This is a genomic window from Variovorax sp. LG9.2 (assembly GCF_035018885.1).
GTDB lineage: Bacteria > Pseudomonadota > Gammaproteobacteria > Burkholderiales > Burkholderiaceae_C > Variovorax.
Window position 1 is genome coordinate 1 of sequence record NZ_JASJXB010000012.1, and the last position, 14,907, is coordinate 14,907.

At 61.9% G+C, this 14,907-nt stretch carries 17 protein-coding genes and 1 pseudogene; 5 read left to right on the forward strand and 13 right to left on the reverse strand.

The genetic code is table 11. The features are described 5' to 3' along the window. The 9 genes and pseudogenes from QN413_RS14025 to QN413_RS14065 form a co-directional block, all read right to left on the reverse strand. A pseudogene (locus QN413_RS14025) lies at nucleotides 1–74 on the reverse strand (elongation factor Tu); the annotation flags it as partial. 121 nt (nucleotides 75–195) lie between these two features. After that, nucleotides 196–2,295 carry an elongation factor G gene (gene fusA / locus QN413_RS14030; RefSeq protein WP_187053975.1) on the reverse strand — a complete coding sequence of 700 codons (2,100 nt, stop codon included), beginning with the start codon at nucleotides 2,293–2,295 and terminating at the stop codon, nucleotides 196–198. An 83-nt stretch (nucleotides 2,296–2,378) separates the two neighbouring features. Then, nucleotides 2,379–2,852: a 30S ribosomal protein S7 gene (rpsG, locus tag QN413_RS14035; RefSeq protein WP_068630557.1), complete on the reverse strand. Its 474-nt coding sequence runs from the start codon at nucleotides 2,850–2,852 to the stop codon at nucleotides 2,379–2,381. 145 nt (nucleotides 2,853–2,997) lie between these two features. Continuing rightward, on the reverse strand, nucleotides 2,998–3,375 hold the full coding sequence (rpsL, locus tag QN413_RS14040) for a 30S ribosomal protein S12 (RefSeq protein WP_013543948.1): 378 nt from the start codon (nucleotides 3,373–3,375) through the stop codon (nucleotides 2,998–3,000). 177 nt (nucleotides 3,376–3,552) lie between these two features. Then, nucleotides 3,553–4,722 carry a D-alanyl-D-alanine carboxypeptidase family protein gene (locus QN413_RS14045; protein ID WP_323497210.1) on the reverse strand — a complete coding sequence of 390 codons (1,170 nt, stop codon included), beginning with the start codon at nucleotides 4,720–4,722 and terminating at the stop codon, nucleotides 3,553–3,555. 25 nt (nucleotides 4,723–4,747) lie between these two features. Further along, nucleotides 4,748–5,380, reverse strand: coding sequence for an alpha/beta hydrolase (locus tag QN413_RS14050; protein WP_323497211.1), 633 nt, complete (start codon nucleotides 5,378–5,380; stop codon nucleotides 4,748–4,750). A 3-nt stretch (nucleotides 5,381–5,383) separates the two neighbouring features. Next, nucleotides 5,384–5,743 (reverse strand): (2Fe-2S) ferredoxin domain-containing protein, encoded by a 360-nt coding sequence (locus QN413_RS14055; protein WP_323497212.1) that lies wholly within the window; start codon nucleotides 5,741–5,743, stop codon nucleotides 5,384–5,386. Between the two features lie 9 nt (nucleotides 5,744–5,752). Further along, nucleotides 5,753–6,865: a VanZ family protein gene (locus QN413_RS14060; RefSeq protein WP_323497213.1), complete on the reverse strand. Its 1,113-nt coding sequence runs from the start codon at nucleotides 6,863–6,865 to the stop codon at nucleotides 5,753–5,755. 2 nt (nucleotides 6,866–6,867) lie between these two features. Further along, nucleotides 6,868–7,296 (reverse strand): CopD family protein, encoded by a 429-nt coding sequence (locus tag QN413_RS14065; RefSeq protein ID WP_323497214.1) that lies wholly within the window; start codon nucleotides 7,294–7,296, stop codon nucleotides 6,868–6,870. 338 nt (nucleotides 7,297–7,634) lie between these two features. Here QN413_RS14065 and hemB point away from each other — a divergent pair, with 338 nt between their 5' ends. Then, a complete protein-coding gene (gene hemB / locus QN413_RS14070) occupies nucleotides 7,635–8,651 on the forward strand; it encodes a porphobilinogen synthase (RefSeq protein ID WP_323497215.1) in 1,017 nt (338 codons plus the stop codon). A gap of 4 nt (nucleotides 8,652–8,655) precedes the next feature. Then, a complete protein-coding gene (locus QN413_RS14075) occupies nucleotides 8,656–9,840 on the forward strand; it encodes a magnesium transporter CorA family protein (RefSeq protein ID WP_323497216.1) in 1,185 nt (394 codons plus the stop codon). Between the two features lie 86 nt (nucleotides 9,841–9,926). Here QN413_RS14075 and QN413_RS14080 read toward each other — a convergent pair whose 3' ends face one another. Beyond that, complete coding sequence (locus QN413_RS14080; RefSeq protein ID WP_323497319.1) at nucleotides 9,927–10,277, reverse strand: alpha/beta hydrolase; 351 nt, start codon at nucleotides 10,275–10,277, stop codon at nucleotides 9,927–9,929. A gap of 223 nt (nucleotides 10,278–10,500) precedes the next feature. Between QN413_RS14080 and QN413_RS14085 the strand changes: the two genes are divergently transcribed. Next, entirely contained in the window at nucleotides 10,501–11,406 is a 906-nt protein-coding gene (locus tag QN413_RS14085) for a LysR family transcriptional regulator (protein WP_323497217.1), read from the forward strand. A gap of 19 nt (nucleotides 11,407–11,425) precedes the next feature. On the opposite strand, the gene QN413_RS14090 is transcribed toward QN413_RS14085, so the two are convergent. Both QN413_RS14090 and QN413_RS14095 read right to left on the reverse strand, forming a co-directional pair. Next, nucleotides 11,426–12,109: a dienelactone hydrolase family protein gene (locus QN413_RS14090; RefSeq protein WP_323497218.1), complete on the reverse strand. Its 684-nt coding sequence runs from the start codon at nucleotides 12,107–12,109 to the stop codon at nucleotides 11,426–11,428. A gap of 2 nt (nucleotides 12,110–12,111) precedes the next feature. Next, complete coding sequence (locus QN413_RS14095) at nucleotides 12,112–12,735, reverse strand: 2-hydroxychromene-2-carboxylate isomerase (RefSeq protein ID WP_323497219.1); 624 nt, start codon at nucleotides 12,733–12,735, stop codon at nucleotides 12,112–12,114. A gap of 75 nt (nucleotides 12,736–12,810) precedes the next feature. On the opposite strand from QN413_RS14095, the gene QN413_RS14100 reads away from it, so the two are divergent. Next, entirely contained in the window at nucleotides 12,811–13,557 is a 747-nt protein-coding gene (locus QN413_RS14100) for an SDR family oxidoreductase (RefSeq protein WP_187053963.1), read from the forward strand. A gap of 14 nt (nucleotides 13,558–13,571) precedes the next feature. Beyond that, nucleotides 13,572–14,216: a MarC family protein gene (locus QN413_RS14105; protein ID WP_187054834.1), complete on the forward strand. Its 645-nt coding sequence runs from the start codon at nucleotides 13,572–13,574 to the stop codon at nucleotides 14,214–14,216. Nucleotides 14,217–14,244: 28 nt separating this feature from the next. Here QN413_RS14105 and QN413_RS14110 read toward each other — a convergent pair whose 3' ends face one another. After that, nucleotides 14,245–14,907, reverse strand: a complete 663-nt coding sequence (locus QN413_RS14110) for an ABC-type transport auxiliary lipoprotein family protein (RefSeq protein ID WP_323497220.1) — start codon at nucleotides 14,905–14,907, stop codon at nucleotides 14,245–14,247.

The following is a 14,907-nucleotide window of genomic DNA, read 5'->3' on the forward strand; positions in this document are numbered from 1 at the left end:
TTGCCGTGGTCGACGTGACCGATGGTGCCCACGTTCACGTGGGGCTTGGTACGGGCGAATTTTCCTTTTGCCATTTTTCAATCCTTGAAAGAGCAGGCCCGTGTGAGGTTTAACGTCTGCACCATGTTGCTGAATCTCTCGCCACGGGCAACGAGAGGCACACAGTCGCAGACAAATCTATGAATTACCTGGAGATCACTTGGCGCGGGCAGCGACGATTGCTTCGGCCACATTGCGCGGAGCTTCAGCGTAGTGCTTGAACTCCATCGTGTACGTGGCTCGGCCTTGCGACATCGAACGCAGCGTCGTCGAGTAGCCGAACATTTCCGACAAAGGCACTTCAGCCTTGATCGTCTTCCCGCCACCCATCATGTCTTCCATGCCTTGAACCATACCGCGACGCGATGACAGATCACCCATCACGTTGCCGGCGTAGTCTTCAGGCGTTTCGACTTCCACGGCCATCATCGGCTCGAGGATGACCGGCTGGGCCTTGCGGGCGCCTTCCTTGAAACCGAAGATCGCAGCCATCTTGAATGCCATTTCGTTCGAGTCCACATCATGGTAGGAGCCGAAGTGCAGCGTGACCTTGACGTCGACGACCGGATAGCCGGCCAGCACGCCTTGGGTCAGCGCTTCGACAACACCCTTTTCCACTGCTGGAATGTATTCGCGCGGCACGACACCGCCCTTGATCGCATCGACGAATTCGAAGCCCTTGCCCGCTTCTTGCGGCTCGATCTTGAGCACGACATGGCCGTATTGACCCTTGCCGCCGGACTGGCGCACGAACTTGCCTTCGGCATCTTCGACGGTCTTGCGGATCGTCTCGCGGTAAGCAACTTGCGGCTTGCCGACGTTAGCTTCCACGCCGAATTCGCGACGCATGCGGTCAACGATGATTTCCAGGTGCAACTCGCCCATGCCGGCAATGATCGTCTGACCCGATTCTTCGTCCGTCTTCACACGGAACGAAGGGTCTTCCTGAGCGAGGCGCTGCAAGGCGATACCCATCTTTTCCTGGTCCACTTTGGTCTTCGGCTCGACAGCCTGCGAGATCACGGATTCCGGAAAGATCATGCGCTCGAGCGTCAGGATCGCATTCGGATCGCACAGGGTTTCGCCCGTGGTCACTTCCTTCAGGCCGATGCACGCCGCAATGTCGCCGGCGCGAATTTCGCTCACTTCGACGCGGTTGTTGGCGTGCATCTGCACGATCCGGCCAATGCGCTCCTTCTTGCCCCGAATCGGGTTGTAAACGCTGTCACCCTTGGTCAGTACGCCCGAATAAACGCGCACGAAGGTCAGCTGGCCCACGAATGGATCCGTCATCAGCTTGAATGCGAGCGCTGAGAACTTTTCGCTGTCGTCGGCTTTGCGCGTTGTCGGCACTTCGTCTTCGTCCATGCCCTTGACCGGGGGAATGTCGGTCGGCGCAGGCATGTATTCGACGACGGCGTCGAGCATGGCTTGGACGCCCTTGTTCTTGAACGCGGAGCCGCACAACATCGGCTGGATCTCGCCCGCGATCGTGCGCTGGCGAATGCCGGCCTTGATTTCGACTTCGGTCAATTCCTCGCCTTCGAGGTACTTGTTCATCAGCTCTTCGCTCGACTCGGCGGCCGCTTCGACGAGCTTTTCGCGGTATTCCTTACAGACTTCAGCGAGGTTTTCAGGAATCTCGCTGTACGTGAACGTCACGCCCTTGTCGTCATCCCAGATGATGGCCTTCATTTTGACGAGGTCGACGATGCCCTGAAAGCGCTCTTCGGCACCGATGGGGATCTGGATCACGACCGGGTTGGCCTTCAGTCGGTCGACCATCATCTGGCGCACGCGGAGAAAGTCGGCGCCGGTGCGGTCCATCTTGTTGACGAACGCAAGACGCGGAACCTTGTACTTGTTGGCTTGACGCCAGACAGTTTCCGACTGGGGTTGCACGCCGCCGACCGCGTCGTACACCATGACAGCACCGTCTAGCACGCGCATCGAGCGCTCGACTTCGATCGTGAAGTCGACGTGACCGGGGGTGTCGATGATGTTGATGCGGTGTTCTTCGAAAGTACCCGCCATGCCCTTCCAGAAGCAGGTGGTGGCAGCCGAGGTGATCGTGATGCCGCGCTCTTGCTCCTGCTCCATCCAGTCCATCGTCGCAGCGCCGTCGTGCACTTCGCCGATCTTGTGGTTGACGCCCGTGTAGAACAGGATGCGCTCGGTCGTCGTGGTTTTGCCAGCGTCGATGTGCGCAGAGATACCGATATTGCGGTAGCGCTCGATGGGGGTCTTGCGTGCCATGAAAAATTACTCCGTTAACGGATGAAAGCCCGCCCACCAAGCGGTGGGTCGGGCTTCCAGCCAGTCTGATTTGAGGGGACCGTTTAGAAGCGGAAGTGGCTGAAAGCCTTGTTGGCTTCGGCCATGCGGTGCACTTCGTCGCGCTTCTTCATCGCGCCGCCACGGCCTTCCGTGGCTTCCATGAGTTCGTTGGCCAAACGAAGGGCCATCGACTTTTCGCCGCGCTTGCGTGCGGCTTCCTTGATCCAGCGCATCGACAGCGCCAGACGACGGACCGGGCGAACTTCGACCGGCACCTGATAGTTCGCACCGCCCACGCGGCGCGACTTCACTTCAACCATCGGCTTCACGTTGTTGATGGCCATGGTGAAAGCTTCGACCGGATCTTTGCCCGGGTTCTTCTTTTCAATTTGCTCGAGGGCGCCATAAATGATGCGCTCGGCGATCGCTTTTTTGCCGCCTTCCATGATCACGTTCATGAATTTGGACAGCTCGACGTTGCCGAACTTTGGGTCCGGAAGGATTTCACGTTTGGGGACTTCGCGACGACGTGGCATGTTACTAACCTCTTTGCTTCAGTTGGCACCGTTTCCAGCGCCGCGAGAGCCAACAATAACTCTCACTTACTCGGCCCAGAATCGGGCCACTTCGTTCGATGCACCCGCCAAGGCACGTCGAACACCGTTTTTTAACGCAGAAGGCTTAAGCCTTCTTGGGGCGCTTAGCGCCGTACTTGGAACGCGACTGCTTGCGGTCTTTCACGCCTTGCAAGTCGAGCGAACCGCGCACGATGTGATAACGCACGCCCGGCAAGTCTTTGACACGACCGCCGCGAACCAGCACGACACTGTGTTCCTGCAAGTTGTGGCCTTCGCCGCCGATGTACGAGATGACCTCGAAGCCATTCGTCAGGCGCACTTTGGCAACCTTACGCAATGCCGAGTTCGGCTTTTTGGGGGTCGTGGTGTAGACCCGGGTGCAGACACCGCGACGTTGCGGCGAGTTCTGCATGGCAGGGCTTTTCGAATTGATCTTTTCGACCGTTCGACCCTGACGCACCAGTTGATTGATGGTTGGCATGAATGAGTTAGTCCCAAAACGGCATCCCCGGCGAATTCCTCGTCGTGACGCGAGGGACCTGAGATGCAAAAACGTGAAACCCTTCGAAATAGCGCCGAGCGCCGTCGAAGGCACCTCGGGAATTTCCGAAAAGCCCACGAGTATAGCAGCCCAGCCGCCGCCAACCAACTCTCTCGCTTACTTGATCCAGAGCCGTACAGCGTCCCAGGCGCGGCCGAGGATGCCGGCTTGCTCCACCGGCTCCAGTGCAACCAGTGGAATGTCGGCCACCGACTGGTCGCCGAGCGTGACCTTCAGCGATCCGACCGCCTGGAACTTGGTAATCGGCGCCACCAGCGGGTCAGGCCGGGCGAGTTGCGTCTTGATTTTACCGGCCGAGCCCGATGGCACAGCCACCACGATGGCTTCAGGCCGGCCAAGCTTGAGTGTGTTGACCCTGCCCTTCCAGATGGCGGGCGTGGCAACCGGCTGATCCGCATCGAAAAGCAGCACGTCGTCATAGGCGGTGTAGCCCCAGTTCAGCAGCTTTTGCGATTCGTTGGCGCGCGCGGTTTCGCTCGACGCACCGAGGATGATCGACAGCAGCCTGCGACCGCCCGGCAGGTTCGGAAAGTCGCGGTTGGCGGTGGCGATCATGCAAAACCCCGCGGTGTCGGTATGCCCGGTTTTCAGGCCGTCGATCGTCGGATCGCGAAACAACAGCACGTTGCGATTGGTGTCGTTGGTCGATGGAGTGCCAGGGTAGCGGTACTTCTTGATCGCGTAGTACTTTGTTTCTTCGGGAAAGTCGTGGATCAATCGCGTGGCCAGAATGCTCAAGTCGCGCGCCGTCGTGATGTGACCCGGTGCCGGCAATCCTTCGGGATTCTTGTACGTCGTGTTTTTCATGCCGAGCACCTTGGCCTGCTCGTTCATCAATTCAACGAAATGCTCGAGCGTGCCGCCGACGCCTTCAGCAAGCACGTTGGTCGCGTCATTGGCCGACTGAACAATCATTCCTTTGATCAGGTCGTCGACCGGCACCTGCATTTTCGGGTCGATAAACATCCTCGAACCCGGCATTTTCGAGGCACGGAGCGACACCGGCATGGTCTGCGCAAGCGTGATCTTCTTTGCGCGCAACGCGTCGAACACCAGATACGCCGACATCAACTTGGTAAGCGAAGCGGGCTCGACCGGCATGTCGATGTCTTTTTGGGCTAGCAACTGATTTGCCGTGACATCGAGCAGCAAATAACTGCGCGCGGCGACTTCCGGCGGCGCCGGAACCTGCGCGGTCGCGATCAGGCTGAACGATGCGACAGCCGCCAGCATCAGCGCGCGAAACGCGATGAAGAAACGATTCATTGGGGGGTTGGAAAAAGACGAGAAACTAATCCACGCGTAGGTGGCGGGCGACAAGCTGCTTGAGCAACGGCAATTGTCCGTGAAAGAAATGACCGCCCCCGGGAACTACCGTGACAGGAAGTGACTGCGGGCGCGCCCAGTCCAGCACGGCTGCCAGCGGAACGGTGTCGTCCTGTTCTCCGTGCACGACCAGCGTGCGTTCGTGCGCCGCCTCTGGCAACGGTCCCGGTGGCACCCGTGCAACGCTGGCACCAACCAGTGCCACGCGCTGAATATCGCGCACCGCCCACAGCGCACTCAGCGCATTCATCGCCACAAAGGCGCCGAACGAAAAGCCCGCGATGGCCAGCGCCCCATGCGGTGCGACTTGCTCGATCACGGCACGCATATCGTCTGCCTCGCCACGTCCTTCGTCATGCACGCCTTCGCTGGCGCCGACGCCGCGAAAATTGAATCGGACTGCCGTCCAGCCCGACGCGATGAAGGCGCGGGCCAGTGTCTGCACGACCTTGTTGTCCATAGTGCCGCCGAAGAGCGGATGCGGATGCGCAATGACCACTACACCGCGCGCCTGCGTGCCCGCCGCGGCGGCGTCGCGCTCCGCCTCAATCGCGCCCGCGCCGCCGTGCAAGCTGAGCTTTTCGGTTTGCGAATTCACGGCTCAACGGCCCACGTCAGGCGGGAGCAACAGGCGATCGACGACCCGGCCATTCTTGAGATGCGAATCGACGATCTCGTCGATGTCTTCGTTGTCGACAAATGTGTACCAGACCGCCTCGGGATACACGACCGCCACCGGGCCGCCGGCACAACGGTCGAGGCAGCCCGACTTGTTCACGCGCACTTTGCCAACACCGGACAACCCGGCCTCCTTGACCTTCGCCTTGCAGCGATCAAAGCCTTGTTGGGCATCGTGCATGGCGCATGAATCCTCTCCGTTCTTGCGTTCGTTGAGGCAGAAGAAGATGTGGCGCTCGTAGTAGCCGCCAACAGCGGGTGGCGTAGATGAAAAACTGGACATCTGCAGATTCTAGGATTGCCGCGGCCGTCGAGACAGCACCAGCAGCACGTAACCCAGCGTCACGAAAGGCCAGAGCCAACCGAGCCACTGCGACAGTCCGTGAAAGCGGATGAAGCGCCCCTGCTCCCACGTTGCCAGCGTCTGCGCGAAGTACGCGCTCTCCGGCGCCTGGTTCAGCAAGCTCAAGTGCAGCACCAGCGCAATCAGGAGCAGCGCGGCCAGAAAGCGACGCGGCGCCGCGAGCAGCAGGGCACCGGCGAAAACCGCCGCGGCAATGCCGATTTGCACCGGCAAACTCAACCAGGCCCACGCGTGCTCAGGGCCATAGCTCAGCGCCGCCGACAACGCGGTAGTCGCCATCCCCATGCCGAGAGTCAATGGCAGCAACATGGCGCGTCGCACCACCGAGCGCGTCACCACGAAGGCCAGCAGGCACGGCACCAATGCGCCGAGCATCACGCACAGCAGCTCGACGCCGGGCACCAGCGGTTCGAGTTCGAACTGGCGAACCGGCATCCAGTCGATGAACGGCGTGTCTTGCAGCCAATCGGCAATGCCCGTCTCCATGCGCTCGAACACCTGGCCCAACCCGAACGTCACAGCTGCCGGGAACAGCAGCGCAGCCGGCCACAACGCAAGCAACACCAGTGCGCCACGCGAGTCTTCGACAAACCAAGCGGAGCGGGCACGGCTCCAGTGCGCCACCGCGCCGAAGCGCTCCAGCCCTGCGGCCAAGGTTGCGCCCACGAGCGCGCCTATGGTGTTGAGTCCGAAGTCGACGTTCGAAGGGATGCGCGCAGGCAGGTAGCTCTGCAATGTTTCCATGGCGAAAGAGATCGCGCCACCCGCCAGCGTGGCGCGCAGCACGGCATTGAAACCGCCGATGTCGGAGCGCGCACGCATCACGGCCACCGCCATCAGGAAGCCAAGCGGCGCGTAGCCAATCACGTTGATGCCCAAATCGAAGCCGGTCCAGTACTTCGGCCACGGCGCCGTCAGGTACGCCCACGGCGCGATGCCCTGGTCTCGCCAATCTGCGAACGGATAAAGACTGGCGTAGACGATCAGCGCCGCGTAGGCCAGGGAAAGCGGTAGCGCGGCGGTCTTGTGCGAAGCCGCCACGTTCAAAAGGGTTTGACGACGACGAGGATCACGATGGCCGTCAGCAGCAAAACCGGTGCTTCGTTGAACCAGCGGTACCACTTGTGGGTATGCCGCGCTGTGCCCGCATCGATGCGACGCAGCAGTACGCCGCAAGCATAGTGATAGCCGATGGTGGCGAGCACCAGCACCAGCTTGGCATGCATCCATCCGTTGCCTGGTCCGAGACCGATACCGTAGCCCAGCCAAAGCCAGAGTCCGAAGGCGAGCGCCGGAACAGCGAGAAGCGTTGTGAAACGCAATAACTTGCGGGCCATCAGCAACAACCGGGCTCGTTCTGCGACCGATTCCGGCGGAACCATCGCCAGGTTCACGAAAATCCGCGGGAGATAGAACAAGCCGGCGAACCAGCTGGCGATGAACACGATGTGCAGCGATTTGACCCAGAGCATCGCAGCAGTTTAGTGGCGCAAGCCGGGCAATTGACTGACCGAGGATTTGCCCGACACCGCAGGCAAAAAAAAAGCCCGGCGTCAAAACGCCGGGCTGGGAAGCCTTTTTGCTGTCACACATCGAGGCACCCGCTCAGGGAGGAAAAGCGGGGAGCGGCAAGCCGCCCGACACGGAATTTAACAAAGCGCAAACAACCTATCAAGCTTTGAGTTAACTATTTTTTGACGTTTGGTGCGGGAAAGCCAATACGAAAGCCCTCAAATCTGCGGTTTTACAGACCGAATAGTCGCCCAAACGACAATCGTTGCAATCTTTCAGATCGGGCAAAATTTCCCGCATGACTTCTCACGCTTCTTCATTTGCCGCATTTCCCGCCGGTCGGCCACGCAGGTTGCGCCGCGACGGCTTCTCGAGGAATCTAGTTCGTGAGCATGCGCTCACATCCCACGATCTGATCTATCCCGTCTTTGTGCAGGAAGGAACGCAGCGCCGGGATGCAGTGGCTTCGATGCCGGGCGTCGAACGCCTGAGCCTCGATCTGTTGCTCCCGGTGGCCGAGCAGTGCATCGCCCTAGGCATTCCGGTGATGGCGCTGTTCCCGGTCATCGACGCCAAGCTCAAAACGCCCACCGGTGACGAAGCTTTCAATCCAGACGGACTTATCCCGCGCGTGGTGTCGGCGCTGAAAGCACGCTTTCCGGAACTGGGTGTAATGACCGATGTGGCGCTCGACCCCTACACCAGCCACGGCCAGGATGGCTTGCTCGACGATACCGGCTACATCCTCAACGATTCCACCGTCGCAGTGCTGGTCAAGCAGGCCCTCACGCAATCGCAAGCCGGCGTCGATATCGTTGCACCTAGCGACATGATGGACGGTCGCATCGGTGCCATCCGCTCCGCACTGGAAGCGCGAGGCGATATTCACACGCGAATCATGGCCTACAGCGCCAAGTACGCCAGCGCCTTCTACGGGCCGTTCCGCGACGCCGTCGGCTCCGCGGCAAACTTGGGCAAGAGCAACAAGAAGGTCTATCAGATGGACCCCGGCAACAGTGACGAAGCGCTGCGCGAAGTGGCCATCGACATCGCCGAAGGCGCCGACATGGTGATGGTCAAGCCGGGCATGCCGTATCTGGACATCGTGCGCCGCGTGAAGGAAGAGTTCCGCGTGCCGACCTTCGCCTACCAAGTGAGTGGCGAATACGCGATGCTGAAGGCAGCGGCGCAAAACGGCTGGCTCGACCACGACGCTGTCGTGCTCGAAAGCTTGCTCGCGTTCAAACGCGCCGGCGCCGATGGCGTGCTGACGTATTTCGCGCTAGACGCTGCCCGCTTATTGCAAAAAAAATAGCGCGATGCGCATCTTCAAGATCACCGGCTCGCGGGTCGACGAGCACGACGCACTGGCGCCACTGGCCGCGCCTGGCGCCTGTGGGGACGACAGCTATTTGTGGCTATCGCTTACGCGCGATGAATTCCGTGCGGCGCTCGTCGCGGTACAGGGCATCCTGCAGACGGTGTGCGGCACTCAGCTGGTCGATCTGCATGTCGCGGATCTGCTGAACGATCAGTTGCCCTCGCACTACGACTACACCTCGCTGTACGACGTGCTCGTGTTTCGTCGGCTGGCCGCACGCGACGGCGCGATGCCCGGCGCAGCGAACCAGGCTGACGTAGAACGCGCGCGCGCATCCGCGCCCGCAACGCGCGGCGGACCTCCGGTGCTGCGGCGCATCGACACGCGACCGGTCGGGTTCGCGGTGTTCGACCGCGTCCTGCTGTCGGTGCATCCGTTCGATGCAGCTATGCGCGACGCCTATGCGGCCAAGCTGCTGGCCGCTGCATCCGACGGCATCAATGGGTCGACCGCACAGCACAACGCCGACCCCGCGCTCGATGCCCGCGCCGTCAGTGCACGCATGCCGACCAGCCCCGCTGACCTGATGCTGCGCGTCGTCAACCAGATCGTCGACGGCTATCTCGATCTGCGGCGCGACCTGACCACGCAGCTCGACCATTGGCAAGCCGAACTGATCGAGCCGAAGAGTCGCTTCACCAACTGGGGCGCGCTGATGGAGGCGCGTCAGTCGCTGCGTCACCTCGGCAATATTTGCGAAGACCAGCGCTCGGCGGTTCAAGACTGGATCGACTCGCAAGAGACGCTGCCTGAGCCGGAAACAAAGCCGGCACAACGCGAGCGAGACCTGCTGATGGTGCGCAGCCGGGATGCGCTGGAACACATCGAGCGCGTGGTCAACCATGTGCGGCGGCTCGAGCAGAACATAGAGACGGCGGTCCAGATGCACTTCAGCATCCAGAGCCATCGCACCAACGACATCATGCGAGTGCTGACGGTGCTGACCGCGATATTCCTGCCGCTCAACCTGATCGCCGGCATCTTCGGCATGAACTTCGAATTCATCCCGCTGGTGCACAAGTCAGATGGCTTCTGGCTCGCGATGGGCTCGATGCTGGTCGTGGCGGTGGTGCTCGTGCTCGTGTTCTGGCGGAAACGCTATCTGACGCGCAGCGCCCGCTGATCGTTCGACGCGCGTCTTCTCAGCCCATAAAAAAACGGACCCGAAGGTCCGCTTTTTCAGTCGGTCATGCTGCCGAACCGTCTTGATTACAGCCCGGCTTGACGGGTGAAAGACACCGCAGGCTTGCGGTATTGGGCCGGCACCTGATCGCGATAGAACGCACGGCGGTCGAGGCTCTGCAGCGGGTTATGCGCAGTGGCGACTGCTTCCGAACGAACGACCGAGCGCTCGGCAGTCGAAGCGATCACTTGCACGCCGGAGTTGGCACCTTCCGCATACGGGTTGTCGCTGTGCGCAGCAACGACAGCTTGCGATTGCACTTCGGCGCGGCTGGCGATCGACGTCGGCGCATGCACGCCTTCATAAGTTTCAGCTTGAGCGGCAGCAGCAGCGAACAAAGTGAGCGCGGCAGCGGCGATGATTTTCGAGGTCTTCATTTCAATTTCCTTCAACTGTTTGGATGATTTCGAACCGGTCTTGGGTGGGTGCCGCTTCCTGGTTCGGATGCGACCTCCTCGCTCGGGGCCCTGTTCACCCAGATCAACTTGTGGGCTGGTCTGTGAGATGAAGTTTGAACCGAGAATGGCAGGGAAAACCCGCAGAAAAAGAACCTCGGCGTTCACGCCGTGGAAACAATCACCTCTTTATCGGACCGCCTCGATGGACAGCTTCGACCTCATCAAAACCTTCCATGAAGTGGCTGCGCGCGGCAGCTTTTCCCGCGCCGCAACAGCGCTCGACATGTCGAAAGCGACGGTGAGCAAATACGTGGCCGAGCTCGAAACGCGCTTCGGCGTGCGCTTGCTCAATCGATCGACGCGATCCGTCAGTCTCACCGATGCCGGCCAGCTGCTGCTCGAACGCAGCAAGCCGGTGATGGAGATGGTTGCGCTGACGACTGCCGAGCTGCAGGAGCACGCCAGCAAGCCGCGCGGCAGGCTGCGCGTGTCGGCCCCGCACGGCATGGGCCAGGGCGACCTGCCCAAGCTCATCGGGCAGTTCATGGGCTACTACCCCGATGTGAGCATCAGCCTGCACCTGAGCAATCGGATGGTCGACATGGCGGAGGAAGCCATCGACGTGGCGCTGCGCTTCGGCCCCATCGAAGACGACAACCTGATCGTGCGGCGACTCATGCTGATGAAGCTCGTGCTGTGCGCCTCGCCGCGCTACTGGAAAAAGCACGGCAAGCCGACGCATCCGTCGGAGTTGACGCAGCACGACGCGCTGACGCACTCACGCCTCGGGCTGCATCCGCACTGGCGTTTTCAGGTCGACGGCAAGCCGCTCGATGTGCCGCTCAAGACGCGCATGGACGCGACCGAGGCTGGCCCGCTCATCGAGGTGGCGATGCAGGGCTTCGGCGTGACTTATCTGCCGGCGCTGATCATCCAGCCGCACCTCGACCATGGCGAGCTGGTGCCGGCACTCGAAGAATTCGTTCGGGACGACATGTGGCTGTCAGCCGCCTACCTGCAGCGGCGCCACAACAGCGCGGCGCTGCGGGCGTTTCTGGACTTTCTGGAGACGCGCATCGGCACGCGCAGCACGACCAGAAAGCATTGAGTGCGGCCTTCGCCTCGACTCAGGCCAGGTGCTTGGCAAAGAACGCCAGCGTGCGGTCCTTCGCAAGCTCGGCGGCTTCGGCGTTGTACGACCCGCGCTGCTCGCAGTTGAAGCCATGGCCGCACGCGTAAACGTGCACTTCGACATCGGGATGCGCCTTCTTGAAGGCGTCGACGGTGTCCAGCGGAATCCAATGGTCGTTGTCGCCGAAGTGCGCGAGTACCGGCACCTGCGGCTCCAGCGCACTTTCTTCCGGCGTCGTCATGCCGCCGCCGTAGTAAGGCGCAGCAGCCGAAAGGCCCGACACTTCGGCGGCAGCACGCCAGGTCAGCAAGCCGCCCCAGCAATAACCGACGATGCCGACCTTTCCGGCACGCGCTGCGTAATCGACCGCCGCTTGAATGTCCTGCAACACGCCCGGCTTGGGGAGTGCTTCGGCCGCGGCCTTCAAGGCTGAGCCCGCCTTCATGTCTTCATCCGAGTAGCCCAGCTCGACGCCCGGCTTCGTGCGCTGAAAGGTCGATGGAGCCACGGCCAGATAGCCCTCGGCCGCATAGCCGTCGGCCACCGAACGAATGTGCGAGTTGACGCCGAAAATTTCCTGCAACACCACGACTGCGCCCTTCGGCGTGCCCTTGGGTTCTGCCACGTAGGCGGGAAAGGTAAAACCGTCTTTGGCGGTGAGATCGATGAATTGACCCATGGTCATGCTCCTTGGTTGGATGGATTTTTCAGGCTCAGTGCCCGCTCGACGAAGTCGAGCCGGTCCTGGCCCCAGAAGATTTCGCCGTCGACCACGTAGCTCGGCGCACCGAAGATCCCGATGTCGATCGCCTCCTGCGTGTAGGCCTCGTAGCGTTCCTGCACGGCTTGGCTTTGCGATTGGTCGTTGCGTTGTTCCGCCAGGTCGCATTCAGCGACCAGCTCGGCAAGCACCTTGGGGTCGGCGATGTTGCGCTCTTGCGCCCACACCGCGGCGAACACGGCAGCGCACAGACGCATGGCCGCCTCGGTGCCGTCCTTGATATCGACCGCGATGATGACTTTGGCCGCGTCGTCGCTGGCCACCGGAAAGAACTTGGGCTTGGGATGCAGCGGCACATCGAGATGGTTCGAGTAGCGCGCGAGTTCGAGCAGTCGATAAGTCTGGCGTTGCGGTGCCCGTTTGCCGAGCGGCAAGCCGCCCGACACGGGGTAGACGCTGCCCAGGTCGACCGGCCGCACACGCACCGTGGCGCCGGCTGATTTGGCGATAGCGGCGAAGCGCGCGTGACCGAGATAGGTCCACGGGCTCTGCGGCGCAAAGTAGTAATCGATCGTGCGTGTCAAGGGTGTCTCCTCGTGATGTCGCGGTGATGTAATCAGTTTTTAACTGACGCGCAACTTTTGTGCAGGAGGCAGGATTTGGAACAAGTGCTCTTGATCACCGGTGGCAGTCGCGGCATCGGCGCCGCCACCGCCCTGCTCGCGGCGCGCCGCGGCTATGCCGTCGCCGTCAACTACGCCAGCCAGCCGCTCGCTGCCGACGAGGTGGTGCGCGCCATTCGCGCCGAGGGCGGCACGGCAATCACCGTGCAGGCCGATGTCGGCGACGAAGCGCAGGTCGTGGCAATGTTCGCGAAGGTCGATGCCGAGCTCGGTCGGCTCACCGCGCTGGTCAACAACGCAGGCGTGGTCGACGTGCAGGCGCGCGTCGACCAGATGTCGGTCGCGCGGCTCGAACGCATGCTGCGCATCAACGTGATCGGCAGCTTCGTCTGCGCGCGCGAGGCGGTGCGACGCATGAGCACCCGGCACGGTGGCGCAGGCGGCGTGATCGTCAATTTGTCGAGCGCTGCAGCGCGGCTCGGTGGCCCGGGCCAGTACGTCGACTACGCCGCGAGCAAAGGCGCCATCGACACCTTCACCCTCGGCTTGGCGAAAGAGGTGGCCGACGAAGGCATTCGCGTCAACGCAGTGCGACCGGGCTTGATCGACACAGACATCCACGCCTCCGGTGGGCAGCCCGGCCGCGCCGCAGAACTGGCGCCCGGCGTGCCGATGAAGCGCGTCGGCAGCGCGCAGGAAGTTGCCGAAGCGATCGTGTGGTTGCTGTCGCCCGAGTCGAGCTACACCACCGCGACGGTACTGGACGTCGCGGGAGGACGCTGATGGCCAGCCCGACGATGGATCTCATCAAGCCGATGATCACGCTGCTGGCCATCGTCAACCCGCTCGCCATCGTTCCATTCTTCATTCACTACACGCAGGAGTTCAACGAGGCGCAAAAGCGACGCACGGTCATCGTGGCTTCGTTCAGCGCGTTCGTGGTGATCGCGGTCAGCGCACTGCTCGGGTTGCAACTGCTCGGTTTCTTCGGCATTTCGATCGCCAGCTTTCAAGTCGGCGGCGGTCTGCTGCTGATGATGAGTTCGCTGTCGATGCTCAACGCCAAACCGGCGGAAGACAAGACGACCAACGAGGAAATCCGGGCGACAGAGGTGAAGGCGTCGCTCGGTGCATCGATCGCGGTCGTGCCTTTGACGATCCCGCTGCTGACCGGTCCGGCGACCATGTCGACGGTGGTGATCTATGCCGAGAAGGCGAAGCACCTCTGGGAGCTTTTCGTGCTGGTCGGTTATGGCGCGGTCATCGCACTGGCGACCGCTGCTGCGTTCTCGTTGGCGGAGCCGATTGCCAAGGTGCTGGGCCGCACCGGCATCAACATCATGACGCGGCTGATGGGACTGATCCTCGCGGCTTTGGCTGTCGAAGTGATGGCCGACGGCCTGGGCAAGTTGTTCCCCGTGCTGTTGTCGCGCGGCGCCTAAGGCCGTCGTTCGGCTCTCGGCGGCGGGCTTAACGCGGCAGCTGATCGACCCACGCGACCATCTCTGCAATCGCCGCATCGCTCGCTGCTGCCAGCGCCTTCACGCCGCCTGCGGCATCGCCGGTCGGTGCCGGGCGCTGCGCGTTGAAGCTGCGCTGCCCGAGCACCCTGTCGCCGCCCGCCGTGCTCTGAACCAGCGTCGCGCGGAGCCGCACCAACCCTACGCTCGACGCTTGCGATTCGAAGTACTGGCTGAATTCGTCGAGCGAGATCCGCAGCGTGTCCGGCACCTTGCCGTCGCGACGCGCGATGGTCGCGCTTTCTTCCGGCCCGAGCACAGTGCGACGTGCCGACAGCGCTTCACGCAAACGCTGCCGCAGCAACTGCGTCGGCGCGACGCTCCAGCGCGACTGACCGTACGGCTTGAGTTCATTGGCATCGGCATAGCCCAATCGATAGTTCAGCTGGGTGCCGTCGAGCCTGGTGTTGGCATCGATCTCCGGCAAAGAGATGGGCGGCATCGCGGTGCTCGTCGTGGCCGATGGCGTACCGAGCCCCGGCCCGAAGTCGTAGAGCGCCGCGCGCTGTGGCTTGTCGGGCAATGCGCCGCAACCTGCGATCAAAAGCGCGAGCAGAGCCGGCCCGAAGGCAGACGGCAGTACGAGCCGAGCGACTGAATCGATTGGTTTCAT

Coding starts and splice junctions, on each gene's coding strand:
- QN413_RS14080 (WP_323497319.1), bottom strand. CDS start 10,277: ATGAAGACCTCGAAAATCATCGCCGCTGCCGCGCTCACTTTGTTCGCT.
- QN413_RS14055 (WP_323497212.1), bottom strand. CDS start 5,743: ATGTCCAGTTTTTCATCTACGCCACCCGCTGTTGGCGGCTACTACGAG.
- QN413_RS14045 (WP_323497210.1), bottom strand. CDS start 4,722: ATGAATCGTTTCTTCATCGCGTTTCGCGCGCTGATGCTGGCGGCTGTC.
- rpsL (WP_013543948.1), bottom strand. CDS start 3,375: ATGCCAACCATCAATCAACTGGTGCGTCAGGGTCGAACGGTCGAAAAG.
- hemB (WP_323497215.1), top strand. CDS start 7,635: ATGACTTCTCACGCTTCTTCATTTGCCGCATTTCCCGCCGGTCGGCCA.
- QN413_RS14090 (WP_323497218.1), bottom strand. CDS start 12,109: ATGGGTCAATTCATCGATCTCACCGCCAAAGACGGTTTTACCTTTCCC.
- QN413_RS14110 (WP_323497220.1), bottom strand. CDS start 14,907: ATGAAACCAATCGATTCAGTCGCTCGGCTCGTACTGCCGTCTGCCTTC.
- QN413_RS14075 (WP_323497216.1), top strand. CDS start 8,656: ATGCGCATCTTCAAGATCACCGGCTCGCGGGTCGACGAGCACGACGCA.
- QN413_RS14085 (WP_323497217.1), top strand. CDS start 10,501: ATGGACAGCTTCGACCTCATCAAAACCTTCCATGAAGTGGCTGCGCGC.
- rpsG (WP_068630557.1), bottom strand. CDS start 2,852: ATGCCACGTCGTCGCGAAGTCCCCAAACGTGAAATCCTTCCGGACCCA.
- fusA (WP_187053975.1), bottom strand. CDS start 2,295: ATGGCACGCAAGACCCCCATCGAGCGCTACCGCAATATCGGTATCTCT.
- QN413_RS14105 (WP_187054834.1), top strand. CDS start 13,572: ATGGATCTCATCAAGCCGATGATCACGCTGCTGGCCATCGTCAACCCG.
- QN413_RS14065 (WP_323497214.1), bottom strand. CDS start 7,296: ATGCTCTGGGTCAAATCGCTGCACATCGTGTTCATCGCCAGCTGGTTC.